The sequence below is a fragment of the Pseudomonas batumici genome (assembly GCF_000820515.1).
GTDB classification, from domain to species: Bacteria; Pseudomonadota; Gammaproteobacteria; order Pseudomonadales; family Pseudomonadaceae; genus Aquipseudomonas; species Aquipseudomonas batumici.
Genome location: NZ_JXDG01000036.1, coordinates 23,926 through 49,505 on the forward strand (window position 1 = coordinate 23,926; position 25,580 = coordinate 49,505).

Genomic DNA, 25,580 nt, shown 5'->3' on the forward strand with positions numbered 1-25,580 from the left:
TCCCTTCACAGTGTCTTATCTCCGCAACTTTTGAAAACCTCGGCCAGGTGATCGATCCAGGCCCGCACCGCCGGCAGTACACCGCGCCGATGGGGGTAGACGGCCTGCAACCAGCCACTGGGCAAGGACCACTCCGGGAGTATCCGCACGAAAGTGCCGTTGGCCAGCTCTTCTTCACAGTACAGCATCGGCAGGACGGTGAAACCCAGGCCGGCGAGGGCGCAGGCCTTGCGCACGACGAAGTCGTCGACCCCGAGTCGGGCCTCGAGGGTCAGCTCGCGTTTTTCGCCCTCGGCATTGATCAGGCTCAGGTGCACCAGTCGGTCGGCCTCCAGGGCGCCCAGTATGGGGACGCTCCTGAGGTCGTCCAGGCGGGTGATGGGGTGTTGCTCCAGGAAGGCCGGTGTTGCCAGTATGAAGGTCTGCGCCTGGCGCAGGCGGCGGGTCACCAGCAACGGGTCCTCGTCGCCCTGTTCGCGAACCCGCAGGGCCACATCGATGCCTTCGGTCACCAGGTCGACCCGGCGATTGACCATCAGCACTTCCAGTTGGACCAGTGGGTGCGCGCTCAGGAAGCTGGAGATGACCCAGGGCATGAACTCCTGGGCCAACCCCACCGGGCAGGATACGCGCAAGCGGCCGCGGGGCTCGCTGGACATGCTGGCCACGGCTTCGTCAGCCATCTCGGCTTCCAGCAGCATCGCCTGGCAATGGCGCAGGTAGCGCTCGCCGACGGCGGTCAGTTTCAACTGGCGGGTGGTGCGTTGCAGCAAGCGGGCGCCCAGGCGCTCTTCCAGCTCGGCGATACGCCGCGACAGGCGCGACTTGGGAATCCCCAGCAGGCGCCCGGCCGCCGCGAAGCCGCCGGCTTCCACCACCTTGGCGAAATAGTAGAGATCGTTGAGGTCTTGCATGGGCAATGACTCGATTGTTCCAAAGGTAGGACGAACTATCGCATTTTAGCCGACTAATCGGCTATTGGTTTCGCCTGTAGGATTATCCCAACTTGATCGCCCAGTGGCGATCCTCACTTGGAGATCCCGCATGAAACTCTTGCATATCGATTCCAGCATCCTGGGCGACAATTCCGCTTCCCGTCAGCTGAGCCGCCAGGTCGTCGATGCCTGGAAACTCGCCGAGCCTTCCGCCGTAGTGACCTACCGCGACCTGGCCAGCGATGCCATCAGCCACTTCTCCAGCCTGACCCTGGTGGCCGGCGGTACCGCCGCCGAGCTGCGTGACGCGGCCCAGCGCCACGAAGCCGAACTCAGCGCCTCGACCATGGAAGAGTTCCTCGCCGCCGATGCCATCGTGATCGCCGCGCCGATGTACAACTTCAGCGTTCCGACCCAGCTCAAGGCCTGGATCGACCGTATCACCGTTGCCGGCAAGACCTTCCGCTACACCGAAGCCGGCCCTGAAGGCCTGGCTGGCGGCAAGAAAGTGGTGATCGTCTCCACCTCCGGCGGCCTGCATGCGGGCATGCCCACTGGCGTCGCCCACGAGGATTACCTGAAGGTGCTGTTCGGTTTCCTCGGTATCACCGATATCGAGTTCGTCCGCGCCCACGGCCTGGGCTACGGCGAAGACGTCCGCGCCAAGGCCATGAGCGCTGCGCAGGCGCACATCAGCGAAGAGCTGTTCGCCACCGCGTAAAGCTTTCGTAAACAGGCAAGCTTCTTTCGGGAACACCGATTAAACTCTGTACCCTGATCATCCTGAATGGTCAGCGTACGGAGTTTTTTTGCGTCTGGCTGTTCGGATTTGGCTCGAGTTATGCAGCATCGATCAACCATAGGTACTCTGAAAAACCTCGAACATCAGCCAAGGCCTTGCTCCAGAGCTTTGGTTTCAAGGAATTGCAGAGAATTGGTGTGCTAACTTTCGCAGCAAAGGTGGGCATCCCCATGATGCGTCTTTGTGCAGTGTTACTGATCTGCTTGTCCAGCAGCCTCCTGACGGTGCAGGCGGCGCCACCCGCTCATTGGAGCGTCGGCTACCATCGCCTGACTTTCCTTGATCCGCTGGACCTCCAGCCGATGAAGGCGATTGCCTTTTATCCCTCCAGTGGCCGTGAGCACCAGAGCCGGATCGGCAGCTACATGATTCAGGCGACTGAAGACGCCAAGGTCGCCATTGGCCGCTATCCGTTGCTGATGTTGTCCCATGGCAACACCGGTACTCCCCTGGCCTTGCACGACCTGGCCACCTCCCTGGCGCGCAAGGGCTTTATCGTGGTCGCCGTGTTGCACCCGGGCGACAACTACAAGGATCAAAGCCGCCTGGGCACCCTGAGCAACCTGTATGGTCGGCCCATGCAGATTTCCGAAGCCATCACCGCCACCCTCGGCGATCCGATGCTATCGCCCTATGTCGAAGCCGAGGACGTCGGTGTGATCGGTTATTCGGCGGGCGGCGAGACCGCGCTGATACTGGCCGGAGCCCAACCGAACCTGGAGCGCTTGCGCCGCTATTGCCAGGAGCGTCCGGATGACAAGGATGCCTGCAACACCAAGGGTGAATTGATCGTCGACCGCGATGACCTGCAGCCGGTGGCCGACCCGCGGGTGCATGCCTTGTTGCTGATGGCGCCGCTGAGCCTGATGTTCGGCCGTCATACCCTGGCGGATGTCCATGTGCCGGTGCTGATGTACAGCGGCGGCGCCGACAAACTGGTGTTTCCGGACAAGAATGCCGCCGCCCTGGCGCGCAAGTTGCCGGTGGCGCCGCAGTTCAAGCTGATCGCCGGGGCCGGGCATTTTGTCTTCATGGCGCCGTGCAGCGAAGCGCAGTTCAAGGCCACGCCGGGGCTGTGTACCGATGCCGAAGGGGTCAACCGCGAGGATATTCATCGCGACCTGATCCACGAGGCCGGAAGCTTCTTCGCCAAGACCCTCAGTGTGCCGAGCCATGGCGGGATGCAGACCGCCGATCAGACCGATCAGTAAGTCACTGTGCTGCTGCGCGACGTGCCAGCAGCACGGTAACCGCCAAGCCACTGACCGACAGTAACGCCGCGCTGAAGAAAATCCACGAATAGCCCAGGTTCGAGGCCACCGCGCCCATCACCGGACCGGCGATGGCCAGTGCCAGGTCGAAAAACACCGCATAGGCGCTCAGGCCCGCACCGCGACTGGTGCTCGGGACCTGTTTGATCGCCTCCACGCCCAGCGCCGGATACACCAGGGACAGGCCAAACCCCGCCAGGCCCGCACCGGCCAGGGCGACGCCGGTGGAGGGCGCCAGCCAGAGCAGCACCAGGCCCAGGGTCTCGATACTCATGCAGGCGATGGCGGCCTTGAAGCCGCCGAAGCGGTTGATGCTGCCGATAAAGAACAGTCGGGCGAGGATGAAGCAGGTGCCGAACACCGTCAGGCAATAGGCCGCGCCGCTCCAGCCGCGACTGAGATAGAAGAGCGTGATGAAGGTCGTCAGGGTGCCGTAGCCGATGGACGCCAGGGTCAGGCTGGCGCCATAGGGGGCGATGCGCCCGAACACGGCCCAGAAGGGCAGGCGTTCGCCGCGAATCACCGGTACCGAGGGTTTGTTGCGGATCAGCAGCAGGGCCCCCAGGGAGAGGGTCGACAAGGCGATGCCGAGGCTGGCGAAGCCGTAATCCTCGACCATCAGCACCCCCAGTGGTGCGCCGATGGCGATGGCGCCGTAGGAAGCGATACCGTTCCAGGAGATGACCCGGGCGGTCTGGTCGGCACCCACCTGGCCGATGCCCCAGCTGATGGTGCCCACGCCGATCAGGCCCTGGGCGACCCCCAGTAGCAGGCGAGCGACGATCAGGATCCCCAGGCTCAGCAGCGGCAGGTGCTGCATCAGGGTCGACAGCCACGTCAGCGCGCCACTGAGAACGATGCCCGACAGCCCATAGATGATCGATCGCTTGGTGCCGATACCGTCGGCCATGCGTCCGGCCATGGGGCGGCTGAGCAGGGTCGCCAGGTATTGCGAGCCGATGGTCAGGCCGGCGATCACCGCGCTGAAACCCAGTTGTCCGTGCACGTAGCCGGGCAATACCGCAATCGGCAGGCCGATGCAGAGGAAGGCGATGAAGGTGTAGAAGACGATGGAGACGATCTGCAGGGTGATCGTCAGGTTGCTGGTCGGTCGGGGCGGTTGCTGGGCGGACATGAAGGCTCGTTCGCGGGCGGGCGGTTAGAGATCTGCATGATGGCGGGACGGAAGGATAAAAGAAAGCAGGCTAACTAGTTTCTTATGTGCTCTGCAGGTATCTGCTTGTCAGTGATAGCGATGCAGGATTCACTGCCGCTATCGCCAGCAAGCCGGCTCCTACAGATTTGGGCTTGACTGTAAAGCATCGTCGTACACAGAACCCTGTAGGAGCTGGCTTGCCAGCGATAGCGATATAAGACCCACCATCGCGAGCAAGCCAGCTCCACAGGTTTTCCAGGCTATTTAGAACACCACGCCCTGGCTGCGCAGGTAGTCGTCATAGGTGCCGCTGAAGTCGATCACGCCGCTCGGGCTCAGCTCGATGATGCGGGTGGCCAGGGACGAGACGAACTCGCGGTCGTGGCTGACGAAGATCAGGGTGCCCGGGTAGTTCTCCAGGGCCAGGTTGAGGGACTCGATGGATTCCATGTCCAGGTGGTTGGTCGGTTCGTCCATCACCAGCACGTTGGGCTTTTGCAGGATCAACTTGCCGAACAGCATGCGACCCTGTTCGCCCCCGGAGATCACCTTGACCGACTTGAGGATCTCGTCGTTGGAGAACAGCATGCGACCGAGGGTCCCGCGCACCAGTTGCTCGCCGCCCTGGGTCCATTGACCCATCCAGTCGAACAGGTTGACGTCGTCTTCGAAGTCATGGGCGTGGTCCTGGGCGTAGTAGCCCAGTTCCGCGGACTCGGTCCATTTCACCGAGCCGGCGTCCGCGCTCAGTTCACCCACCAGGGTGCGCAGCAGGGTGGTCTTGCCGATACCGTTCGGGCCGATGATCGCCACGCGCTCGCCGGCTTCGACGGTGAAGCTGAAGTCCTTGAACAGCGTGACGCCGTCAAAGCCCTTGGCCATATGCTCGACGGTGACCGCCTGGCGGTGCAGCTTCTTGGTCTGCTCGAAGCGGATGAACGGGCTGACCCGGCTCGACGGCTTGACCTCGGCCAGCTGGATCTTGTCGATCTGCTTGGCGCGGGAGGTGGCCTGCTTGGCTTTCGAGGCGTTGGCCGAGAAGCGGCTGACGAAGGTCTGCAGCTCTGCGATCTGGGCTTTCTTCTTGGCGTTGTCCGACAGCAGTTGCTCGCGGGACTGGGTGGCCGCGGTCATGTATTCGTCGTAGTTGCCCGGGAACAGGCGCAGCTCGCCGTAGTCCAGGTCGGCCATGTGGGTGCAGACGCTGTTCAGGAAGTGCCGGTCGTGGGAGATGATGATCATCAGGCTGCTGCGCTGGGTCAGGATGTTTTCCAGCCAGCGGATGGTGTTGATGTCCAGGTGGTTGGTCGGTTCGTCGAGCAACAGCACTTCCGGATCGGAGAACAACGCCTGGGCCAGCAACACCCGCAGTTTCCAGCCGGGCGAGACTTCGCTCATCGGGCCGAAATGCTGTTCGATGCCGATCCCCAGGCCCAGCAGCAGTTCACCGGCACGGGACTCGGCGGTGTAGCCGTCCATTTCGGCGAACTCGGTTTCCAGTTCGGCCACGGCCATGCCGTCTTCTTCGCTCATTTCCGGCAGCGAGTAGATGCGGTCGCGCTCGGCCTTGACCTTCCACAGTTCCTCGTGACCCATGATCACGGTGTCGATCACGCTGAATTCTTCGTAGGCGAACTGGTCCTGGCGCAGTTTACCCAGGCGCACGTTCGGCTCCAGCATGACCTGGCCGCCGGACGGCTCGAGGTCGCCACCGAGGATTTTCATGAAGGTCGACTTGCCGCAGCCGTTGGCGCCGATCAGGCCGTAGCGGTTGCCGGCGCCGAATTTGACCGAGACGTTCTCGAAGAGCGGCTTGGCGCCGAACTGTTGGGTGATGTTAGCGGTGGAGATCAATTACTTTACCTATCAAGGGGTTACGCGCTGCCGATTGGGTGCTTGGGCCATTCCCGGGGCATTTGCGAGCTTTTCCGTCTCGTTCCAGTCACCGCTGGAGTTCAGCCAGCGCGCGTACGTAAAGAGCAGCATCCGACGGTGTGTCCGAGCTGCTGTGCAATTAAAAGGCGGGATTCATTCCAGACATTGGGCCTATTGTCGCATATGGATGACGACAGTTACATGGCTGTCGGCGAGCGTCTGTTCGCGACGGCCCGACGCAGAGCTGTGCCTATACATATATACGACTTGAGGCATGCCGCTCCTCAGCACAATAGGTTCCAGCGCTCCGGGTGTTATTTTTTTAAGCCCGGTGCCAATCAGTGATTGAAATCATGATTCTGGAGACGGTGCATGGGTGTTGGAGTGGCTACAACCAGGGACGGTATGGATGGGGACGGTAGCAGCGGGTCGAGGAAAAGACCCGGCTCGACCGTCCGGAACGAAGGCGGACGCCCCAGGATCCTGGAGAATGAAGCCGGCGTTGCGACACAAGGCAATGAACCGGGTCCATTCGGGATCAACCTCGCCCTTTGGGGGCGATCGAAGCGCTACAACGAGGCCGGTGAAACCTTTGACAGCCAGGTCATCCTGGAACTCGGCGAGGTCCCGGGGACGGCCGACGCCATACGCTCACTTGGACTGCAGCATCCCGACAAGCCCGCCGTGTGGTTTCGGCTGAACGGGCAGGGCTATGCGCTGGTGCTTGGCGATCCCACTCACATGAACGGGTATGCCCGTATCCTGGTCCTCGGTGCGGCGGGTGCGGAAGGGACCTTGAGCGGCTATACGCCGGCCCTGCTGGAAAACAAGATCAGCGAGTTCCGTGGCTGGCTGCGCGATCGCTACCACTTCGGTAGTTATGGCTTGAAAGGTTCTATCTACGAGGACTATCTGAGCACTGTCTCGAACTGGAACACCAGGCATCCCGCCTATCCGGTGACCGGCATGGGGGGCGACGGCAAACGTGATCCCGATTTCTGGCGCAAGGTGAAAGAGCGCCTGCGCGATAGCCGTGGCACACGGGCAGAAAAGGTCCGGGCGCTCAGCCAGATGGACCTCAGGGTTGATCTGCGTGGCCTGACTTTTTTCAACATGCCGGGCAGTGTGGCGAACGAACTGGAGCAGGTCGATGGCGCGCTGATTGCCGATATCCTTCACCGCCGCTCAGAGGGAACTCATGAACCCGTGGTCACCCGCGTGATAGAACCCATGGCCGGCTCGGGGGTTTACTCGAACTGGGTCAGGGCGCAGGGGTTCAAGGGCAAAGTCATCCTCAACGATATCAATCCCTTGATCGCGCTGACCCAGAGCGAAGTGGTCAGTCATCCCCAGGGCGTTACCAGGGGCGTCCAGGAGATCAAGTCCGACCTCCTGGCGATCAGCCGCCAGCATGGCTTTGATTTCGACGACAACCTGTCAATGAGCTTTGAGCGCGTCTTTCCGGATGATGTCCCTTTATCAAAAAAAAAGGATGAGGAAAGAATAAGAAAGCAGGAAAAGCTCAAGGAGTTTGTCAGGCAGGATCGGGCGGATAATCTTCGTCAGGCGGTAAAGGATTATTTTGAAGACAGCCTGGCTGAATTGATTTCTCTGAAAGATGGCAAGATGGTTGTTGATGAGCCGGCGGTGACACAAAGTGGCCGTTTAACCGCCAGGACACGGGTCGCCGCGTTGTTTTATGTCATGCAGAATGCGGCCAATCATAGTGGTGCGGTCACCATCAAGCAGGTCCCCTCGGTAGGGTACAGGTTGCACTTGCCTCTGTCCTTGTTGACGGCGGAGAAACATTACAACGTTCACCTTCTCCCTCTGATCACCAATGAAAGAAAGTTGTTTTTTATCAGTCGGCTCCACGGTGGGAATCTCGACACCACCGAGTTCCTGAACGGTGATGGTTGGGAGCTGTTTACGCGCGCCGATGTGGGGCCAGGTGACTTGATCCTGCTCAGCGGGCATTTCAGTAATAGCTATCTAAGCGTCGAAGAGTTTTATGAGAAAGTCGATCGTTATGTGACGCGAGCGGTTGAAAAGGGCGCGCAGGTCCTGATTATCAATGACTTCAGTGAAGCCAAGGAACAGGGCTTCAAACAGCGTGGTTTCCAGGTTTCCCGGCATGCGCGATCGAATGACAACAAAAGATCCTATCTGTTGGCGTTGCGCAATGTTGTCGCGGCCTCCAGCACACCTGAGGTATTAAACAACCGTCTTCGCGATTTCGTGGTTGCGATGCATGATATCGAGAAACGGGTTGGTTTTATTCCCGGTGAAGTCTTGGTCGGCTGGAGTGACGAGGATTATTACGACCCCGAGGCTGCCCAGAGGGCGAATGTCGAGCAGTGGGCGTTGGCAGCCGCTGACGACGAGGGCAGAGAGCCTCTTTCGCAAGCTGATAGCGTGCTGAACCGGGATGAGGTCGGCGAGTGGGATCTGCCGGCGCCGGCGGCGTCCAACGAAGGCGAGAGCACCAGCCGGTTCGACTACCAACTGATTGTTCAGCTTGAAGATAATCGGACGGTCAGGCAGGCGGCGATTGATCTGGCCGGTAAACACCCATCGAATTCATTGCTGCTCCAGCTCGACGTCGCTGGCAAGTTGCGCTTCGCCGAAGGCCAGGACGCGCTGCTGGCACGTATCAACCAGTTGAACCGGAAGGGGAAAAACCACTGGCGTTTGCAAGCGGTGGGTCATGGCCGTGACGACGCCGCTGGACAGCGGACCCTGGCGGGGTACCTGCCGTCCGAATTGGCGCAAACCCTCAAGCAGTTGCTGGACAATCCGTTGCAGCCTGGGCAGGCGCGGGCTGTCGCGCCGGAACATATCAGCCTGGTGGGGTGCGCACTGGTGGATAACGAGCCGACAGCAACCAGTAGCTATATACAGGCCTTTGTACACGCCCTGGATCGGGAAAAACTCTCTGTACGTTCTGTCGCGGCCCATTCGGCGAAGATTATCGTCAATCCGCAGGGCGGCAAACGGGGCGTCACCCTCACGGACACCAAGCTGGTTCTTCGCCGTAGCGGCGATACCTGGATGGCGGTGGTCGCGCCAGGAAAAACCGGCTATGACGACAGCCTGCTGCTGACGGAGACGCTGGGTGAAAAACTGGCTCAGTTGGGGCTGAAGAAACAGCGGCTAGGCGTGGTGTCGCGGGCGCAAGAATTTCAGCAGGGCATGGCGCAATTGTACCGTGACAATGATTTGTCCGAGGGCGAATGGTTGCCGCTCTGGCACCGTCTGACGCAGGAGGAAGCCGCCAAGGGCGGCGAGTACCGGTTGGAGTTCGTGCAAGTTGCGCATCCTGAGCAACCAACCCGGGTAGTGCGTTTGACGGATCGGCGCGTGGTTGAATTCATGCAGGACTACAACCGGCAACTGACCAAGGTCGCGCAGGCTCGCGAGGTGCAGGGCGAACACTTGGCGGGCCAGCCCGGTGAGCCCGAAGGGGAGGCCCTCGATGGGCTCAATGCCCTGTTTATTGTCCAGACCCTGTTCGCCTGGTTTAGCCACAAGAGCCGCACGGAGGTGTCCGGCGGCGAGTTGACGGGGGTATTGGGCTGCTCGCTGCAGGTGCACGGTTGGCTCAATACGGCACAGATCATCCATGGCACGGTCATGGATGTGGTGAAAGTCGTGCAGTTGTTTCGTTCGGCGCTGGCGATCAGCAAGGGCAAGGCGTTTTTCAGTCAGGCGCAGTCCCTCAACGTGATGTCCTCGATCTCGAAACTCAATATCGGCGTTGGCCTGTTCTTGAATCTGGGTAGCGTGGTACTGGACGCCATTGAGTTGTCCCAGGCGCAGAATGAAGCCCAACGTGCGGTCTTCGGTACCCAATTGGCCTTTGATAGCGCCGGGCTGGCCCTCGGCGTGTTCAGTCTTGGCGCTTCGATGGCGGCGAATGCCGGTATCGTCGGTGCCGCCACCGCCTCGGGTTTTGCCGGCGCGCTGGCGGCACCCCTGGCGGGCCTGGGCATCGGCTTCAGCGCCTTGGCCCAGGCATTCAGCGCCGTGGCCGAGGAGGCCGCCCAGGTGGGCAGCTATTTTGCCGGTCTCGATGCAGCCTATCGCCAGGGCGGCTACCGACGCGTGGAACGCAAAAACAGCACCGATCATGTGCAGGATGATGCTCCTGGGCATGTCCTGATGGAGTCCATCCCGGGCGCGGTGATCAGCACACTGGATCTGCGTCGCCAGCAACTGACCCTGGACAGTCAATACCTTTACCGCAACGACCCCACCAACGCGGTCGGTTCCGGCAGGAGCAACTACTTCTTCTGGTGGCCAGGCCGTGGGGCGAACCTGGATAAGAACCTGGCGATCAATATTCGCGAAGGGATCGGTTATCGCCAGGCCCAGGTCAGCTTCGTCCCCGGCGATGCGGTCCTGGTGCTGCCGATGACCGCCAAGTCGTACCTCAATTACGAATACATGATCCTGCCGTTTGCCACCTCCCGGAACGACCACGGTTTCGATGTGCTGCGCAGGCTCGAGGAAGACGGTCGCTTCGACTTTGATTTCTACGCCTTCCCCGGCGAGCGGATTGTCCGGCGGATCATGCCTGAGTACGTGGAGACGCCGGTCAGGGTGCTATTGGATGCGCAGGAGCGTGACATCCTGGTGCCCGCGCTGCCGGATATCCTGCAGGGCAAGCTGTCTTATCAACTGGAGGGCGAGGGCGGTCATTACCGTCTCAGCCTGCAGGACGGCGTGTCGATTTCCCTGGGCGGCACGGCGAACAGTCGTTGGACACTGGATGCCCGTCAACTGAAGGAAGCCGCGATCAGTCTCAATGGCAATCGGTTGCAGGTGGGCAGCCTGGCGATAACGCTGTCGGAGCACTGTGGCGAGATTTCGCTGATCAACGCCAGTGGCGAGCTGTTTTCCGTCGATCGGGAAAAGCAGCAACTGATCCTGCTGGAAGCCGATGGCAGCGGGTTTATGGATTGGCAGGCCCTGCATGCGCATCTCAAGCAGTTGACCGCTGATTCACCCCACAGCCAGCCCTTCGTTGCGGTTGATCACTATCGCCGGGCCGGGTATGACATCGGCCGGGCGTTCTATCAGGTGAGCCTGGATCGTTTTATCTACACCGATTATCCGCAGGCCAGTGAGTTTCTCGGCGAGGCGCTGTTGGGCGGCATCGTCGAAGACAAGGCCTGGTTCTACCGGGGCGCGGATGTCTGGCAGGTGGCGATCGCCACGGGGCAGGTGCTGGTCCAGTACCGGCCGCGGAGCTTTGGCGGAAACATCACCCACAGCAGCCTGGTGCAGCGCGATGGCCAGCTCCTGCTGGCGATTGAAGAGCTGCTGCCGGACTGCTCCGTCGAGCACATCTACCGGGTCGAAGAGGCCTCGCTGAAACTGCTGGCGATCCATCGGGTCGGGCAACTGTTCAATCCCGGCGAAAACAGTCTGGCCTTGCTATCGGCCGCTGCACACTGGCGTGATCCGCTACAACGGATGACCGAGCGGCAAGTCAGCGCCACCCACGCGCAAGTAGTGACCTGCGCCGCCAGCCAGGGGCAGACGACAGAGCGCCAGTGGCTGGTTTTCAACAACGAGTACCTGCTGCCGCGTGTGGTGCGGGCCAACCTGGGGGCTGCCATGGCGCAGGACCTTTCGCTGGTCGGTTCGACGGGGGGGGACAAGCCGGGCTTCTACTTCTACGACCCACACGGGCGGCGAGCTTACTTCCAGGCCGATGAAGGCATGAGCGGGACGCCGGCTACGGCGGTGGCCCTCGGCGAGGTCAGTGCCGTCCGGGGCGGCGATCAGTCACCGTGGCTGGCCCTGACGGCGGAGGGGAGCCTATGGCTGCTGGACCGTGGAACTGCGCGGCTGGCGGGTGTGGTTGCCAGTTGGCTGAGCCGCCACCGGGAAGATCTGACGGCGGAGCTCGGGCGGCTGGCCAGCGCGGCGCCGGCGCGACTCGACAACCTGGTGTTATGGGGGCTGGGAGGCCTCGCCGGAAAAACCACCGGCGCCTGGTATGACTGTGCCGCGCAACGGCTCGTGCAGGGCGGCGGCAATCTTGATGGTCGGCAGAACCTGACCTATCTGGGATTGACGGCCGATGACCGCCATGCCTGGATTCTGGATGGCGAGAGCCGGCAGCTCTATCGCCAGGCCCTGCTCCCGGCCGAGACCGAGTTGACGTTCAGCGAGCCGTTGCTCCCATCACCCGCGGCCCCCGATGCGTTGGCCTGGTCGGCGCCGCAGCAGTGGATCAGGGGGCAGCGCCAAGGGACTCGGCTGCACCTGGAAAGCAGCGATGGCGTCATGGTTCTGCTGCCGGTGGCCGCCACCCTGACGGAGCGGGCGGTGCTGATTGCGCTGCGGATCAAGGCGCATCAGGAGATCGCGCAAGTCGGCGAGCGGATCGCGGCGTTGCGCAAGCATTACGACCTGCCCTCGGCCGTGCGACTGTTGACCGAGCCGGGCCAGGCCCCGGGCTGGTACCTGCCGGACAGCGCGGAGCTGCTGTGTGCCCAAGGTCCGCAGGCGGACCATCGGTTGACTTACCTGGGCAAGGCCGCAGGCCAGGCGGGCGGTTACATCCATGATGAAGACAACGGGCAACTGTGGTGCCTGGACAATCTGCAGTCGACGCCGGTGGGGCGCTACAGTTTTGTCCATTTGTCCGACGGCAACCTGATCCTGCAGCTCGACGACAGCAGCCCGGCGGATAGCGAACCGTTGCCGGTGCTGGAGGAGGCCGAGTGCCTGATGGTTTCCGGGCGCAGCCAGGGTGTGCATCACTACCCACTGGATCGTGGGCTGCTGAACCATTATCGACAGATCATCATTGACGAGCAGAGCCGTGATGCGGTCATCCATACCGATTCCGAGCGGCTGGTGTTGCAGCGCAGCGGCGAGGATCTGATGCTCTACGACAGCGACGCCCATACCAGCCTGCTGATCCCGGATATCGAGCAGGCGGCGCAGCACGGGACGAAATTGCAACTGGCGCCCCAGGCGCTGAGCGGATTGCTGGCGGGGCTGAGCCGTCCGTGACGAGGCAGGCCGTCCCGTCGCGGCACTGAAGTCGATGCTGCCGCGGGTATATTATGGGGTGAGGCGTTGTCCAACCCCATAACGAACTCATGCTTGAAGAGAGGCGTCATGAACAGACCAGTCTTCGCGCTGGCAACCCCGCTGGTCGTTGGGCTTCTGATCGCTGTCACGCCCGTCGAGGGTGCTTCCCTGCCTGCGACGCCATGGCTGGCGCAGAACCTGCTCAACAGCGACAACCCCTATAACAGCCCGATTCGCCGCGCCAACCCCAACAGTCGCCAGGGTTCGGAGTCCAGCGCACCGCCCTTGCGCGGTCCCAATACGTTGCCCAAGCCACGACCCTCGACGATCGAAAACGGCGCGATCCAGAATGGCTACCCCCGTGACCAGTCAGCACCGATGGCGGTGCCGATCAGTCCGGGGACCCGCAGCGATCCGAATTCGCAACGCTGAGCCATGGTGCTCGAGAATGCATTTCTCCAGGCGCAGGGCGTCGGTGTGGTCCGCGTAGTAATCGCTGATCCGTCCGAAGCGGCGATAACCATTGCGTTCGTAGAGGCCGATGGCGGCGCTGTTGTCGGTGCGCACCTCCAGGCGCAGGTAGGCGCAGTCATGTTCCAGGGCGCAGGCTTCGCTGCGGTGCAACAGCGCCTTGCCGAGGCCAGTACCGCGGGCATGGGGGGCGATGGCGATCGAGTAAAGGCGCGCCAGGGAGGTGCCGCGATGAAACAGCACCAGGGCATAACCGGCCAGTCGAGCGTCGGGTTGCTCGGCGACCAGCAGTTGCGCGTGGGCCCGACTGATCATCCACTGGAAGCTGCGCGGGGTCAGCCGGTCGGTGGTGAAACAGTGTTCTTCCAGTTCCAGCAAGGCGGGCAAATCGTCGGGCGTGGCAACGCGAAAGACAAGATCCATATAACCACCGTAAAAGTTGTGTAACGAAACGGGACTTTCAAAAAACTTCGTGCTTAATAGGAAGTGTCTTGTTTTTCATGGGGCCGGTTTCTATGTCAGCGGTACAAGGTCATTGGCGCGAAGTATCCGAGCAAACTTCACTGACAGCAATAAGCACGACAACTATTTTGTCTGCTGCAAATAACCCCGGTAGTCAGTTGGTTATTATCGTCGAGCGCAAGGAAGACTGGACCTCTTATTTTCCCAGCGAAGACATCGTCACCGCTCAGGAGTACCTTGAGCAAACCCGTGTCAGCGAGCCCGGCAAGCGTGTGCAGGTGATCAACCTGTGCCGTAGCTACAAATACCTGGGCCACGGTTATTACTGCTCGCTGCTGGCCGAGGCGCGTGGGCACAAGGTCATTCCATCGGTGCGCACGATCAGCGAATTGACCCGCAAGGCGCTCTACGGACTGGCCCTGGATGATCTGGACAAAACCCTCGACAAGGCCCTGGGGCATCAACTTTACCAAGGCACCGAGGGGTTTACCCTGACCTTGTATTTTGGCAGTACGGTGATCGAACCGTTACAGGACCTGGCGCGGCAGTTATTTGAAGTTTTTCCCTGCCCGATATTGCTGGTCGAATTCAAGAAGAGCAACGCCTGGCATATCGAAGGGGTCAAGTCGGGGACCCTGCACAAGTTGTGCGAAGATCGGGAAGATCATTTCGCCCAGGCCCTCGACGGTTTCAGTCGCAAGATCTGGCGGGTGCCCCGTTCGCGGCGTCTGGCCCGTTATGACCTGGCGGTCCTGCACGATCCGCAGGAAACCCTGCCACCTTCCAATGCCCGGGCGCTGGAGAACTTTATCCGGGTCGGCAAGGGCCTGGGCATCGATGTCGAATTGATCGGGAAAAAGGATTATTCGCGTATCGCCGAGTACGACGCCTTGTTGATCCGTGAGACCACCAGTGTCGACAACCACACCTACCGTTTTGCCAAGAAAGCCGAAAGCGAGGGCCTGGTGGTCATGGATGATCCGACCTCGATCCTGCGCTGTACCAACAAGGTGTACCTGACCGACCTGCTGAAGAGCCACAAGCTGGGCATGCCCGCCACCGAGATTCTCTACAAGGAACGACCGGAGGACTTCGAACGGGTAGGTGAGCGACTGGGGTTCCCCCTGGTGCTGAAAATCCCCGACGGCTGTTTCTCCCGTGGCGTGATCAAGGTCGAAAGCCAGCAGGCATTGCTGGAGGCCACCGCCGAGTTGTTCGAGCATTCGGTCCTGTTGCTGGCCCAGGAATTTTTCTACACCGAATACGACTGGCGCATCGGTGTGCTCAATCGCAAACCGATCTTCGCCTGCCAGTACTTCATGTCCAAGGGCCATTGGCAGATCTACAACCACAAGGCCAAGGGCCAGGACATCAACGGCGAATGCCGTACCCTGGCGGTTCACGAGGCGCCGCGGGCGGTGGTGGAACTGGCGGTCAAGACCGCCAACCTGATCGGCGACGGCCTGTACGGCGTGGACCTCAAGCAGTCCGGCGACAAGGTGGTGGTGATCGAGGTGAACGACAACCCGAACCTGGACGCCGGCATCGAGGATGCCTATCTACAGGATGACCTCTACGGCCTGGTGCTCGAGGAGTTCGTCCGGCGCCTGGAACTCAAGCGTCGCGGCCAGGCCTGGTAGGCGAGCGCGGTGATGCATCCGACCATTGACTTGGCCCCGGCTCCCGGATAACGTCGCTGCATGACTTCCGTCCAGCGTTTTTCTCAGCCAAGCATTATTACCGCCATTCCTTATCTGGCGGGCTGACCTGTATCTGTTACCCAAACCCGCCTCCGAGGCGGGTTTTTTCTTTCTGTCTCCGAGGCCAAACGATCACCCGGAGACCGCCATGACCCGTACCGTCACCACCCGCCTGGAACCTGCCACCGATACCCGTCTGCTCGGCGACTATGTGCGAAAGATCCTCGCCGCGCCGGTCTATGACCTGGCGATCTGTACGCCCCTGCAAGTGGCGCCGGCGCTGTCCCTGGCCCTGGGCAATCAGATCCTGCTCAAGCGCGAGGACCTGCAACCGACGTTCTCCTTCAAGATCCGTGGGGCCTACAACAAGCTGGCCCAGCTCAGCGAGGCCCAGCGTCGCTGCGGCGTGGTGACGGCGTCGGCGGGTAACCACGCCCAGGGCGTGGCCCTGGCGGCCCGGACCCTGGGGATCCAGGCGACGATCGTCATGCCCACCAGTACGCCGGAACTGAAAGTGCAGGGGGTGCGCAGTCGCGAAGCCACGGCCGTGCTGCAGGGAGAGAGTTTTCCGTTCGCCCTGGCCCATGCCCTGCAACTGGCCGAGGAGCGCGGCTACACCTTCGTCTCGCCGTTCGACGATCCGCAGGTGATCGCCGGGCAGGGCACCGTGGCCATGGAGTTGCTCAACCAGCACCCCGGGCCGCTGGATGCGATCTTCGTCCCGGTAGGCGGTGGCGGGTTGATCGCCGGGATCGCCGCCTACGTCAAATACCTGCGGCCACAGGTGCGGATCATCGGCGTGGAGTCGGAACACTCCAATTGCCTGCAAGCGGCGCTAAGGGCCGGGGAGCGGGTGGTGCTGCCACGGGTCGGGACCTTCGCCGATGGCGTGGCCGTGGCGCAGATCGGCGCATATGGCTTTGAAATCTGCCGCGAGCATGTCGACGAGGTTATCACCGTCAGCAACGACCAGTTGTGCAGCGCGATCAAGGACATCTATGACGATACCCGCTCCATCACCGAACCTTCCGGTGCACTGGCGGTGGCGGGCATCAAGCAGTACGTGGCCGACCATGGGCTGCGTGACCAGACCCTGGTGGCGATCAACTCGGGGGCGAACATCAACTTCGACAGTCTTCGCCATGTGGCCGAGCGCGCAGCCCTGGGCGCTGCATGAGTCGGGGCGGATTATTCGCGGCTGGCAGGCTTGATCAGCTTGGACGGCGACCAGATCCGGTAACGGATCTCGATGTCATCGGGGGCGTAGATCACCAACGGCAGCTTGCTGTTGTAGCGCAGCATGTAGCCCTCGCCGATCACCGGGACGAAGTCTTTTTTCGTCTTGCTGCCGGGTGGGCAGGCCATCAGGGTGGACACCGGCCCGGTGGCTTTCTCCAGGCGGTAATAGGAGTAGCTCCAGCCCTCGAGGTTTTTCTCGTCGAGGTTGCCGCCCAGGCGCTTCTGGTTGCAATCGACGGTCATGACCTTGCCGGCGATGATCTCGACCCGGTGATCGGAGTCCTTGGTCATCTTCGGCACGCGAATGACCGAGCGCGTGAAACCGTCCTCGGCCTTGGGGAAGGGGGCCAGGTCCGCTTTGTCGGCGGCGAATGCGCCGGTGGTGGTGAGCGCCAGCAGGAAGGTTGCGGCGATAGTGGTCGAATTCATGAGCTCTCGTTGCCCTGTCATGAGGGGGACTCCCTCGTTTGATGGATGCGGTGGCGGCACGGTGCCGAATGACACTGGCTTTGGATGCCGGTCCAGGCCAGGGGCGTCTGCCACGATACCGGCAAACGGCATGACCCTAGAAGCCATTTAATGCATTTTGCACGGGCGCGCTGGCCCATTAGCGCTTTAACGCCTCGAATTTTCCAATAAACAATAATTCATCTTGTTTCGGCACATCGAGTGCATGGCGATTGTGTTGGATTGTCGGACGAATAACCTTAACGGTCTGTGTGAAAGGGCCTAATCTAGAAAACGGTGTCGTCCTCCATGGCCGGACCGGGCGCCCGCTTCAGACGCAGATGTGAATGGCTGACCCTGGCTGTTCTGCCAAAGACCTGGCCGTCTCACATAAAGGAGAGAGTCGCCATGCAAGTATTGTCCACGTTGGAATTACGCAACATCATCGAAAGCAGTTTCCTGCCCACGCGCTGCCAATGCAGCCTGGGAGCGGACGAGTCGTTGACGGTCAAGGTCTTCGATCGAAAATCCGAACGGGTGGACCTGGTGGTCACCGGCATCCAGGCTTCGACGCTGGACAGCAGCCGGGCCATTTCCGACCTGATTGCAGAACTGCGCTATGACCTGAAAACGCATCAGGCCAGTGCCCCTGGCGAAATGAAAGCCCGGGCGCGCTGACGCGCCGCCTCATTTGCGCCCATCAAGGCACGCGCTTGCGACAGGGGAGCGCGTGCCCCATGGAAAATCTTCACGCCAACGGATAGAACCCTTAACCTCAGTGTCGAACTGCCAGTAAACTGCGCATCTTCCCCTGTACCATCCATCTCCAGAGGTTTTGCATGACACTCAGTCCTTTTGCGGGCAAGCCGGCACCGGCACAGTTGCTGGTCGATATCCCGCGACTGGTATCGGCCTATTACACCGGCCAGCCCGATGCGGCGATCTCCACCCAGCGCGTGGCCTTCGGCACCTCCGGGCATCGCGGCAATTCGTTCGAGCTGAGTTTCAACGAATGGCATGTCCTGGCGATCAGCCAGGCCATCTGCCTGTACCGCCAGGCCCAGGGGATCGACGGTCCGCTGTTTGTCGGTATCGACACCCATGCCCTGTCCACGCCGGCCGGCGCCAGTGCGCTGGAAGTGTTCGCGGCCAATGGCGTGGAAACCATGATCGCCGCGGGCGACGAGTACACGCCGACGCCGGCGGTGTCCCATGCGATCATCTGCTACAACCGCGGTCGCACCACGGGCCTGGCGGATGGCGTGGTGATCACGCCGTCCCACAACCCGCCGGAAAGCGGCGGGTTCAAATACAACCCGCCCAACGGCGGCCCGGCCGATACCCATGTCACCAAGTGGATCGAGGCCAAGGCCAACGAACTGCTGGGTAACCGATTGGCCGGCGTGAAGCGCGTGAGCTACGAGCAGGCGCTCAAGGCCGGCACCACCCATCGCCACGACTACCTCAATACCTATGTCGCGGACCTGATCAATGTCATCGACCTGGATGCCATCCGCTCCGCCGGCCTGCGCCTGGGCGTGGACCCGCTGGGCGGCGCCGGGGTGCGCTACTGGTCGGCGATCGCCGAGCACTATCGGCTGAACCTGGACGTGGTCAACACCGAAGTCGACCCGACTTTCCGCTTCATGTGCGTGGACTGGGACGGCAAGATCCGCATGGACCCGTCTTCCAGCCATGCGATGCAGGGCCTGATCGGTTTGAAAGAGCGTTTCGACGTGGCCTTTGCCTGCGACCCGGACCATGACCGTCACGGCATCGTCACCCCGTCCGGTGGCCTGTTGGCGCCGAACAACTACCTGGCGGTGTCCATCGACTACCTGTTCCAGAACCGTCCGCACTGGCGCGCTGACGCGGCGGTGGGCAAGACCGTGGTCAGCAGTGGCCTGATCGATCGGGTCGCGGCGCGCCTGGGCCGTCGCCTGTACGAAGTGCCAGTGGGCTTCAAGTGGTTCGCCGACGGTCTGTTCGACGGTTCCCTGGGCTTTGGTGGCGAGGAGAGCGCCGGGGCTTCGTTCCTGCGCAAGGACGGCAGCGTCTGGTCCACCGACAAGGACGGTCTGATCCCGGCCCTGCTGGCGGCGGAAATGACCTCGCGCACCGGTCGCGACCCGAGCCAGATCTACCGCGCCCTGACCGATGAGCTGGGCGAGCCGTTCTCCGTGCGGGTCGACGCCAAGGCGACGCCGGCGCAGAAGGCCCTGCTGAGCAAGCTGGCCCCGGAGCAGGTGACCTCCACGCAGTTGGCGGGCGAGTCGATCCAGCGCATCCTCAGTCATGCGCCGGGCAACGACCAGGCCATCGGCGGGTTGAAAGTGATGACCGAGAACGGTTGGTTCGCCGCACGTCCTTCGGGCACCGAGGACATCTACAAGATCTACGCCGAGAGCTTTATGGGTGACGATCACCTCAAGCGCCTGGTGGAAGAGGCGCAGGTGCTGGTGGATGGGGCGATTTCGCCGAGCTGATAAAACACCAGTGACAAAAAAGGGTGAACGACGATTGTCGTTCACCCTTTTTTATTGAGCCGCTCAGCAGGTCAGGCCAGGTCCACCAGGATGATTTCGCTGTCTTGTACGGCCGTCACCCGCAGCACCTGCTCATCGGCCACCGCGACCCCGTCGCGAGCCTCGGCGCGCAGGCCATTGACCTCGATCACCCCCGTGGCCGGCACCAGATAGGCGCGACGACCGCTGTCCAGGCGATACTCGGCGGTTTCCCCGGCCTTCAGGTTGGCCGCCACCAGGCGTGCATCGGCACGAATCCGCAGGCTCTGGTCGTCGCCGGCCTTGCCGCTGGCCAGGGTGACGAAGCCTTCGCCACGTTCACCCTTGGGAAACGGCTTGGCGCCCCAGGACGGTGCCAGACCGGCCTCGTTGGGGATGATCCAGATCTGGAAGATCTTGGTCGGCTTCGACTCCAGGTTGTACTCGCTGTGGGCGATCCCGGTCCCGGCACTCATCACCTGCACGTCACCGGCTTCAGTGCGGCCCTTGTTGCCGAGGTTGTCCTGGTGGGTGATCGCCCCTTCACGCACATAGGTGATGATTTCCATGTCCCGGTGCGGGTGCTGTGGAAAGCCGGTGCCGGGCGCGATCACGTCGTCGTTCCAGACCCGCAGGTTGCCCCAGTTCATGCGTTGCGGGTCGTAGTACTCGGCGAACGAAAAGTGGTGGTGCGCATCCAGCCAGCCGTGATGAGCACCGCCCAGGGTCTTGAAGGGGCGAAGTTGCAGCATGAGTCTTCTCCTGTTCAGGTTCGTCGTGGGCCGGCAGGCGCCGGGGCAGGACGGTAACCGGTGGTTGATGGCAGTGATCATCTATCAGATTGATATCGATAAAAAGCGTAAAAAATGCCTTAAAACAATCTATTTATTAGATGTGTATTCGGAGGCAATAGTTGTCGCCCAACTTTCAATTCGTCGCCTAAATGGCTGATCGACAAGCAATTGACTAGAACTCAGGACGCAATGGAGCGACCATAGGCCTTCCGCCCAGACCGTCGCCTACCTGGAGTCAGCGTGCCATCACCGACACCCGAACCGCCTGCCGAACTTTCCTCCCTGGCTCAACTGCCTCTGTTCAAACGTCTGCTGGCCAGGCTGCTGGGGGGCGGGTTGAGTCGTCTTCGCGCCCAGCACGTGGCGTCCTGGTTGCAGGGCCAGGCCGACGGCTTCCGCAGCGGGCATGGCGCGGGCGTCGAGTACGGTTACAACGAAGGCCGGCTCGACGGCCTGGAGGAGGGACGCCAGGTCTTGCTGATCCGCGATACGCGTCCGCAGGAGCACCGCGCGCCCGGGGTCGACGATAACCTGTTCGACGATTGGCGCCTGCCGCTGACGGCCGAGTTGAAGAAACGTATCAAGGCCGATGTGGCGCGACTGCTGCCCGCACAGGCGCAGCCCAGTGCGGCGCAATGGAAAATGATCTTCAGCGACACGCCGTCCACGGCGGTGATCGCCGGCGCCGGTGCCGGCAAGTCCACTTCCCTGGTCCTGCGCATCCTGCTGCTGACCCACTACCTGGGCTTCGAGCTGGACGCGATGACGGTGGTGACCTTTACCCGTGAGTCGCGCAAGGACTTCATGGCCAAGCTGGTGGAGGTCATGGGCCTCTGGGGGCATGTGCTGAGTCCCCGGGAGGCCCGGGAGGTGGTCCGAACCTTCCACTCGCGGATTTTGCCAATGGTCCGCAGCCTGCCGGGATTCGGCCAGTTGCAGGCGTTCGAGAACCTCAGCGAGCGCGGTCTGTTCGCTGACGAGGGGGCCGACAGCAACCCGTTCGATCTGCGTATCAACGACGCCCAGCGCCAGCAGCTCAATGCCTGCTATCACCGGCTGCACAGTGATAATCCGCGTTTTCGCGAAGTGCTGGTGCCGCTCTACAAACAGGCCTTGCAGCTTCGGGAGCTGGATCAGGACCACCCGGATGTGCGCAAGCGCATGGCGGTCACCGAGCTGGCGTCCAAGCGCGACGAGGAGCTGTGCGACACCCTGGAGGATCTGTGGTTTCGCGCGGGCGCCTGGCCGATTCCCGGGATCGAGCCGGACCGTGAGGTCATCGAGATCAACGGTTCGCCCTTCCATTGCCACGGCTACATTCCTGAACTGGAAGCCTGGGTGGTACTGGGCTTCGACCCTCGGGAGAACCCGCAGATCAGCCGTCCCGGGGCCAAGCTCACGGTACGGGCCGAATGGGCGGTGAAGCGCACCCTGTTTCAAGCTTTCTGTCGTAAGCCTTTGATATGGCTTGAAAGTTATGAGTCGGCCAAGTGCGTCCTGTCCTCTCTGGCTGGGGATGCCACGGCCGGTCCCGGCTTCGATTACAAGGTCAAGGGCGAACTGGCGTCCGCGCCGCTGCTCGACTGTTTCGTCATGGCGGCCGGTTTTATCGAGAACCTCGGCCTGGATGTATCCGCGGCCGTGGCGCGGATGAGTTTCGCCCAGGACGATCCGGACCGCTTCTTCTTCGAGGCCCTGAGCCTGTTCTGGAAAGCCCTGGAAGCGCATCTGCTGGCCCAGTCGCCGCCGATCATGACCTATAACCGCATGTTCTCGCTGTTCGGCGAAAACACCCCGGAAAACCAGGCGCTGCTCAGCGACGAGCTGTTGCGTCCGTTGTCGCACCTGATGATCGACGAGTTCCAGGACGTTTCACCGCAGATCGTCTCCTGGTTGCGGGCCAGCCTGCGGGAAATCCGTCGTCGTGGCCCGGCCATGCAGGTGGGTCGCGCGGCCCGGCATTCGTCGCTGTTGTGCGTGGGCGATGACTGGCAGTCCATCTACGGCTGGCGTGGCAGCTCACCCAAGTACTTCATGGAGTTCAGCAAGCAATTCCCGTCGCCGGGGACCACCCGGGTCATGCTCAGCGACAATTATCGCAGTCACCAGCACATCATCGACGCGGCCGAGCATATCGTCCGCGCGGCACCGGCGATTGCCGGGAAAAAGGCCAAGGCCAGCGGCGAGCCGAAGGCGCTGTGGCCGGTCAATGTGCTGGATCGGGACGACGCCGGTTTGGCCAAGCGTCTGGAGGAGCACTACCGGCGCGGTGAAAGTATCTTGATGTTATTTCGAAAAAGTAGCGATAAGTCACTGATTAATGAGTATATTTCGTCCGTGGTTAATGTTGATTCTAGCTTGCCTGCCGAGCAGCGCCGGCTCAGGCAACTGACCTACCACAGTGCCAAGGGGCTACAGGCCGACGTGGTGTTCCTGCTGGGCGATTGCCTGCACCTGACCCGCTCGCCGTACAAGAACCAGGTCTATCGCATGGCCGGGTTGGGCGATGACGGCGATGCCGAGGCCTACGACAACGCGCAGAAGGACGAAATCCTGAGGCTGGCCTACGTTGGCATCACGCGGGCGGTGAAACACTGTTACTGGTATCTGGACGGGCCGGAAGCCCAGGCCGGGAATGGGCCTAAAGCCTCGGATCGGATTGCGGGAGACAAGGCATACTTCGCCGATCTACGCGTCAAACCCTGAATTCCTGCTAGGTATCGGACCGTAGGAGCCGGCTTGCTGGCGATGGCGATGTCACATTCACCATCGCTATTGCCGGCAAGCCGGCTCGTTCATTCAATACAGTCAGTTGACGGCGCGCAGCCCCATGGGTGGCACGAAGGATTCGAGTTCGTCTTCAATCGCCTCGATGATGCGCTCCACATCGGCGGCGTTCATCACCGTGGCGCAGGGAATGCCGGCGAGGGTGATCAGCGTTTCGCCACTGGCCCGGTCGAACAGCCGGGCGATCATGCTGTCCGGCGCGTCCATGCTGGCTTCGAAGCCCATGGGATGAAAATGCCAGCGCATCAGTTGGCAAGCGTTGGGGAAGGTCACCTTGCTGAAGACATTACTCATGTTGCCCACCTGTTTCATTGAGCGCTTCCTTTTGCTCGCGGGTAGGAACGGCACAACCTCATGGTCGCGCCAGTAGAGTGCATAAAAATAGCATCCGTTCAGCGGACCAGGAGCGTTTTTTCAGGCCGCTCGGTGATTGTTTGCGTGGAGTTTGATCTGCGTCTATTACATTGGTTCAAGTGCTTCATGTCCGACGACGATGATCTGCACATGTATGTACAGTTGGTGGCGTATGGCCATAACTTCGAGTGGGCAAGGGTTTCGGTGTATCAGTAGTGAGACACTTATTTGCATGCTACCCATAAGATCAAATATTTTTTCACTGCCCCCTGAATAAAGTCACAACACCTGCCGATAATCCGTTCAAGCCCGCCGTCGATAAGAAGAACGGGCCAGCACTGTCGGTATGGCCTTTTGCTACCTGACACGTCTCAGGCATGGAAGCTAGTAGTCCTCAGTCTTATAGAGAGCAGCCCATGTCCCTACGAAATATGAATATCGCCCCTCGCGCCTTTCTCGGTTTTGCATTCATTGCATTGCTGGTGATTGTGCTGGGCGTCTTTTCCCAGACCCGCATGACAGTGATTCGCCAGGCGTCCATCGACATGGAAACGAACCAACTGCCCAGTGTGGGGTATCTGGGCAATGTGCTTGAAGGTGTATTGCGTATGCGGATTTTGTCTTTTCGCATACTGATCAACCGTGATCCGGCCTCCCTGCAAGACGCCGAAACGCGCGTTGCAGTCCTGGTGGAGAAAATTCGCAAGGACGTGAAAAGTTATGCCGATTTGCCTGCGGATGGGGAGGAGTTGGCCAAGTACAAGGAGTTCGCGGCGACGCTCGACACCTATCTCCGGGATCAGAACCAGATGATGGCGTTATCGCGACAGAACAACGTCGAGGAGGTGCGTAGCCTGATCAACAACCAGATCAAGGCCGGCACGGACCTGATGGGGGTGCAGCTCAACCAGTTGGTGGAGATCAACAAGGCCGGGGCCAAGGCTGCGTCGAACCTGGCTGGCGAGGAATACAGCAATGCCAGTACCGGCATCATCGTGGTTTCGCTGTTGGCGGCGCTGATGACCGTGTTGCTGGCCTGGTTGTTGACCCGCAGCATCGTGGCTCCGCTGAACCAGGCGGTCGCCGCCGCCGAGACCATTGCCGGCGGCAACCTGACCAAGGCCATTGCCATCGAGGGCAAGGATGAGCCGGCCCGTTTGCTGACGGCGTTGTCGGCGATGCAAGGCAACCTGCGCAAGACCATCGAGCAGATCTCGGGTTCGGCCACGCAGTTGGCGTCGGCGGCTGAAGAGCTCAGCGCCGTGACCGAGGAGGCCTCCCGCGGGCTGCAGCAACAGAACAACGAGATCGAGCAGGCCGCCACGGCGGTCAACGAAATGACCAGTGCGGTAGAAGAAGTGGCGCGCAACGCGGTGTCGACCTCGGAGGCTTCGCAGCAATCCAACCAGGCGGCGCTGGAAGGGCGCAACCGGGTGGTGGAGACAGTGGACGCGATTCAGGCCATGACCCGGGACGTACAAAGCACCTCGGTGCTGATGGAGGGCCTGGCGACCCAGGGCCGTGACATCGGCCAGGTGCTGGACGTGATCCGCGCCATTGCCGAGCAGACCAACCTGCTGGCCCTCAACGCTGCCATCGAAGCGGCGCGGGCGGGCGAGGCCGGGCGCGGCTTTGCGGTGGTGGCCGATGAAGTGCGGGCACTGGCCCATCGCACCCAGCAGTCGACCAAGGAAATCGAGCAGATGGTCGCCGGGATCCAGAATGGCACC

General features: G+C 61.5%; 17 protein-coding genes and 2 pseudogenes. 11 read left to right on the forward strand and 8 right to left on the reverse strand.

Features of this window, described 5'->3' with window-relative positions; genetic code table 11:
- Positions 1-5: 5 nt before the first annotated feature.
- Complete coding sequence (locus tag UCMB321_RS13905; protein WP_040067656.1) at positions 6-914, reverse strand: LysR substrate-binding domain-containing protein; 909 nt, start codon at positions 912-914, stop codon at positions 6-8.
- A gap of 130 nt (positions 915-1,044) precedes the next feature.
- Between UCMB321_RS13905 and UCMB321_RS13910 the strand changes: the two genes are divergently transcribed.
- A complete protein-coding gene (locus UCMB321_RS13910; RefSeq protein ID WP_040067658.1) occupies positions 1,045-1,656 on the forward strand; it encodes an FMN-dependent NADH-azoreductase in 612 nt (203 codons plus the stop codon).
- Positions 1,657-1,907: 251 nt separating this feature from the next.
- Positions 1,908-2,948, forward strand: a complete 1,041-nt coding sequence (locus UCMB321_RS13915; protein ID WP_040067660.1) for an alpha/beta hydrolase family protein — start codon at positions 1,908-1,910, stop codon at positions 2,946-2,948.
- Position 2,949: 1 nt separating this feature from the next.
- Here the strand turns inward: UCMB321_RS13915 and UCMB321_RS13920 are convergent, their stop codons facing one another.
- The 3 genes and pseudogenes from UCMB321_RS13920 to UCMB321_RS31425 form a co-directional block, all read right to left on the reverse strand.
- A complete protein-coding gene (locus UCMB321_RS13920; protein ID WP_040067662.1) occupies positions 2,950-4,143 on the reverse strand; it encodes an MFS transporter in 1,194 nt (397 codons plus the stop codon).
- Positions 4,144-4,428: 285 nt separating this feature from the next.
- Positions 4,429-6,018, reverse strand: coding sequence for an ABC-F family ATPase (locus UCMB321_RS13925; protein ID WP_040067664.1), 1,590 nt, complete (start codon positions 6,016-6,018; stop codon positions 4,429-4,431).
- Positions 6,019-6,030: 12 nt separating this feature from the next.
- Positions 6,031-6,250 (reverse strand): annotated as a pseudogene (locus UCMB321_RS31425) (site-specific integrase); the annotation flags it as partial.
- A gap of 473 nt (positions 6,251-6,723) precedes the next feature.
- Between UCMB321_RS31425 and UCMB321_RS13930 the strand changes: the two are divergent.
- Both UCMB321_RS13930 and UCMB321_RS13935 read left to right on the forward strand, forming a co-directional pair.
- The gene (locus UCMB321_RS13930; RefSeq protein ID WP_167337441.1) at positions 6,724-13,071 is read left to right on the forward strand and encodes a TcdA/TcdB pore-forming domain-containing protein; all 6,348 of its coding nucleotides are present in this window, start codon (positions 6,724-6,726) and stop codon (positions 13,069-13,071) included.
- 108 nt (positions 13,072-13,179) lie between these two features.
- Positions 13,180-13,524, forward strand: coding sequence for a hypothetical protein (locus UCMB321_RS13935; protein WP_040067666.1), 345 nt, complete (start codon positions 13,180-13,182; stop codon positions 13,522-13,524).
- Positions 13,525-13,530: 6 nt separating this feature from the next.
- On the opposite strand, the pseudogene UCMB321_RS13940 reads toward UCMB321_RS13935, so the two are convergent.
- Positions 13,531-13,986 (reverse strand): annotated as a pseudogene (locus tag UCMB321_RS13940) (GNAT family N-acetyltransferase); the annotation flags it as partial.
- Positions 13,987-14,078: 92 nt separating this feature from the next.
- Between UCMB321_RS13940 and UCMB321_RS13945 the strand changes: the two are divergent.
- Both UCMB321_RS13945 and ilvA read left to right on the forward strand, forming a co-directional pair.
- Complete coding sequence (locus UCMB321_RS13945; RefSeq protein ID WP_040067668.1) at positions 14,079-15,665, forward strand: RimK family protein; 1,587 nt, start codon at positions 14,079-14,081, stop codon at positions 15,663-15,665.
- Between the two features lie 208 nt (positions 15,666-15,873).
- Positions 15,874-16,902 (forward strand): threonine ammonia-lyase, biosynthetic, encoded by a 1,029-nt coding sequence (gene ilvA, locus UCMB321_RS13950; protein WP_084615021.1) that lies wholly within the window; start codon positions 15,874-15,876, stop codon positions 16,900-16,902.
- Between the two features lie 11 nt (positions 16,903-16,913).
- Here ilvA and eco read toward each other — a convergent pair whose 3' ends face one another.
- Positions 16,914-17,393, reverse strand: a complete 480-nt coding sequence (gene eco / locus UCMB321_RS13955; protein WP_040067669.1) for a serine protease inhibitor ecotin — start codon at positions 17,391-17,393, stop codon at positions 16,914-16,916.
- A 426-nt stretch (positions 17,394-17,819) separates the two neighbouring features.
- Here eco and UCMB321_RS13960 point away from each other — a divergent pair, with 426 nt between their 5' ends.
- Entirely contained in the window at positions 17,820-18,089 is a 270-nt protein-coding gene (locus UCMB321_RS13960) for a DUF1652 domain-containing protein (protein WP_040067670.1), read from the forward strand.
- 161 nt (positions 18,090-18,250) lie between these two features.
- Positions 18,251-19,897 carry a phosphoglucomutase (alpha-D-glucose-1,6-bisphosphate-dependent) gene (pgm, locus tag UCMB321_RS13965; protein ID WP_040067673.1) on the forward strand — a complete coding sequence of 549 codons (1,647 nt, stop codon included), beginning with the start codon at positions 18,251-18,253 and terminating at the stop codon, positions 19,895-19,897.
- Between the two features lie 71 nt (positions 19,898-19,968).
- On the opposite strand, the gene UCMB321_RS13970 is transcribed toward pgm, so the two are convergent.
- The gene (locus UCMB321_RS13970) at positions 19,969-20,667 is read right to left on the reverse strand and encodes a pirin family protein (protein WP_040067675.1); all 699 of its coding nucleotides are present in this window, start codon (positions 20,665-20,667) and stop codon (positions 19,969-19,971) included.
- Here UCMB321_RS13970 and UCMB321_RS13975 point away from each other — a divergent pair.
- Together UCMB321_RS13975 and UCMB321_RS13980 are read left to right on the forward strand one after the other, a co-directional pair.
- Positions 20,666-20,866 (forward strand): hypothetical protein, encoded by a 201-nt coding sequence (locus UCMB321_RS13975; RefSeq protein WP_040067678.1) that lies wholly within the window; start codon positions 20,666-20,668, stop codon positions 20,864-20,866. The two genes, UCMB321_RS13970 and UCMB321_RS13975, sit on opposite strands and share 2 nt — an antisense overlap.
- Positions 20,867-20,949: 83 nt before the next feature.
- Positions 20,950-23,415: a UvrD-helicase domain-containing protein gene (locus UCMB321_RS13980; protein WP_040067681.1), complete on the forward strand. Its 2,466-nt coding sequence runs from the start codon at positions 20,950-20,952 to the stop codon at positions 23,413-23,415.
- 102 nt (positions 23,416-23,517) lie between these two features.
- On the opposite strand, the gene UCMB321_RS13985 is transcribed toward UCMB321_RS13980, so the two are convergent.
- Positions 23,518-23,808, reverse strand: coding sequence for a DUF1652 domain-containing protein (locus UCMB321_RS13985; protein WP_040067683.1), 291 nt, complete (start codon positions 23,806-23,808; stop codon positions 23,518-23,520).
- Positions 23,809-24,266: 458 nt separating this feature from the next.
- Between UCMB321_RS13985 and UCMB321_RS13995 the strand changes: the two genes are divergently transcribed.
- Positions 24,267-25,580 (forward strand): methyl-accepting chemotaxis protein (locus UCMB321_RS13995; RefSeq protein WP_040067697.1); only part of this gene is annotated, 1,314 nt, incomplete at its 3' end.

Bases quoted from the DNA above. Each gene is read 5' to 3' on its own strand.
- UCMB321_RS13905 (WP_040067656.1), bottom strand. From the start codon at position 914: ATGCAAGACCTCAACGATCTCTACTATTTCGCCAAGGTGGTGGAAGCC.
- UCMB321_RS13910 (WP_040067658.1), top strand. From the start codon at position 1,045: ATGAAACTCTTGCATATCGATTCCAGCATCCTGGGCGACAATTCCGCT.
- UCMB321_RS13985 (WP_040067683.1), bottom strand. From the start codon at position 23,808: ATGAAACAGGTGGGCAACATGAGTAATGTCTTCAGCAAGGTGACCTTC.
- UCMB321_RS13920 (WP_040067662.1), bottom strand. From the start codon at position 4,143: ATGTCCGCCCAGCAACCGCCCCGACCGACCAGCAACCTGACGATCACC.
- pgm (WP_040067673.1), top strand. From the start codon at position 18,251: ATGACACTCAGTCCTTTTGCGGGCAAGCCGGCACCGGCACAGTTGCTG.
- UCMB321_RS13945 (WP_040067668.1), top strand. From the start codon at position 14,079: ATGTCAGCGGTACAAGGTCATTGGCGCGAAGTATCCGAGCAAACTTCA.
- UCMB321_RS13935 (WP_040067666.1), top strand. From the start codon at position 13,180: ATGAACAGACCAGTCTTCGCGCTGGCAACCCCGCTGGTCGTTGGGCTT.
- ilvA (WP_084615021.1), top strand. From the start codon at position 15,874: ATGACCCGTACCGTCACCACCCGCCTGGAACCTGCCACCGATACCCGT.
- UCMB321_RS13915 (WP_040067660.1), top strand. From the start codon at position 1,908: ATGATGCGTCTTTGTGCAGTGTTACTGATCTGCTTGTCCAGCAGCCTC.
- UCMB321_RS13960 (WP_040067670.1), top strand. From the start codon at position 17,820: ATGCAAGTATTGTCCACGTTGGAATTACGCAACATCATCGAAAGCAGT.
- UCMB321_RS13970 (WP_040067675.1), bottom strand. From the start codon at position 20,667: ATGCTGCAACTTCGCCCCTTCAAGACCCTGGGCGGTGCTCATCACGGC.
- UCMB321_RS13975 (WP_040067678.1), top strand. From the start codon at position 20,666: ATGAGTCTTCTCCTGTTCAGGTTCGTCGTGGGCCGGCAGGCGCCGGGG.
- eco (WP_040067669.1), bottom strand. From the start codon at position 17,393: ATGAATTCGACCACTATCGCCGCAACCTTCCTGCTGGCGCTCACCACC.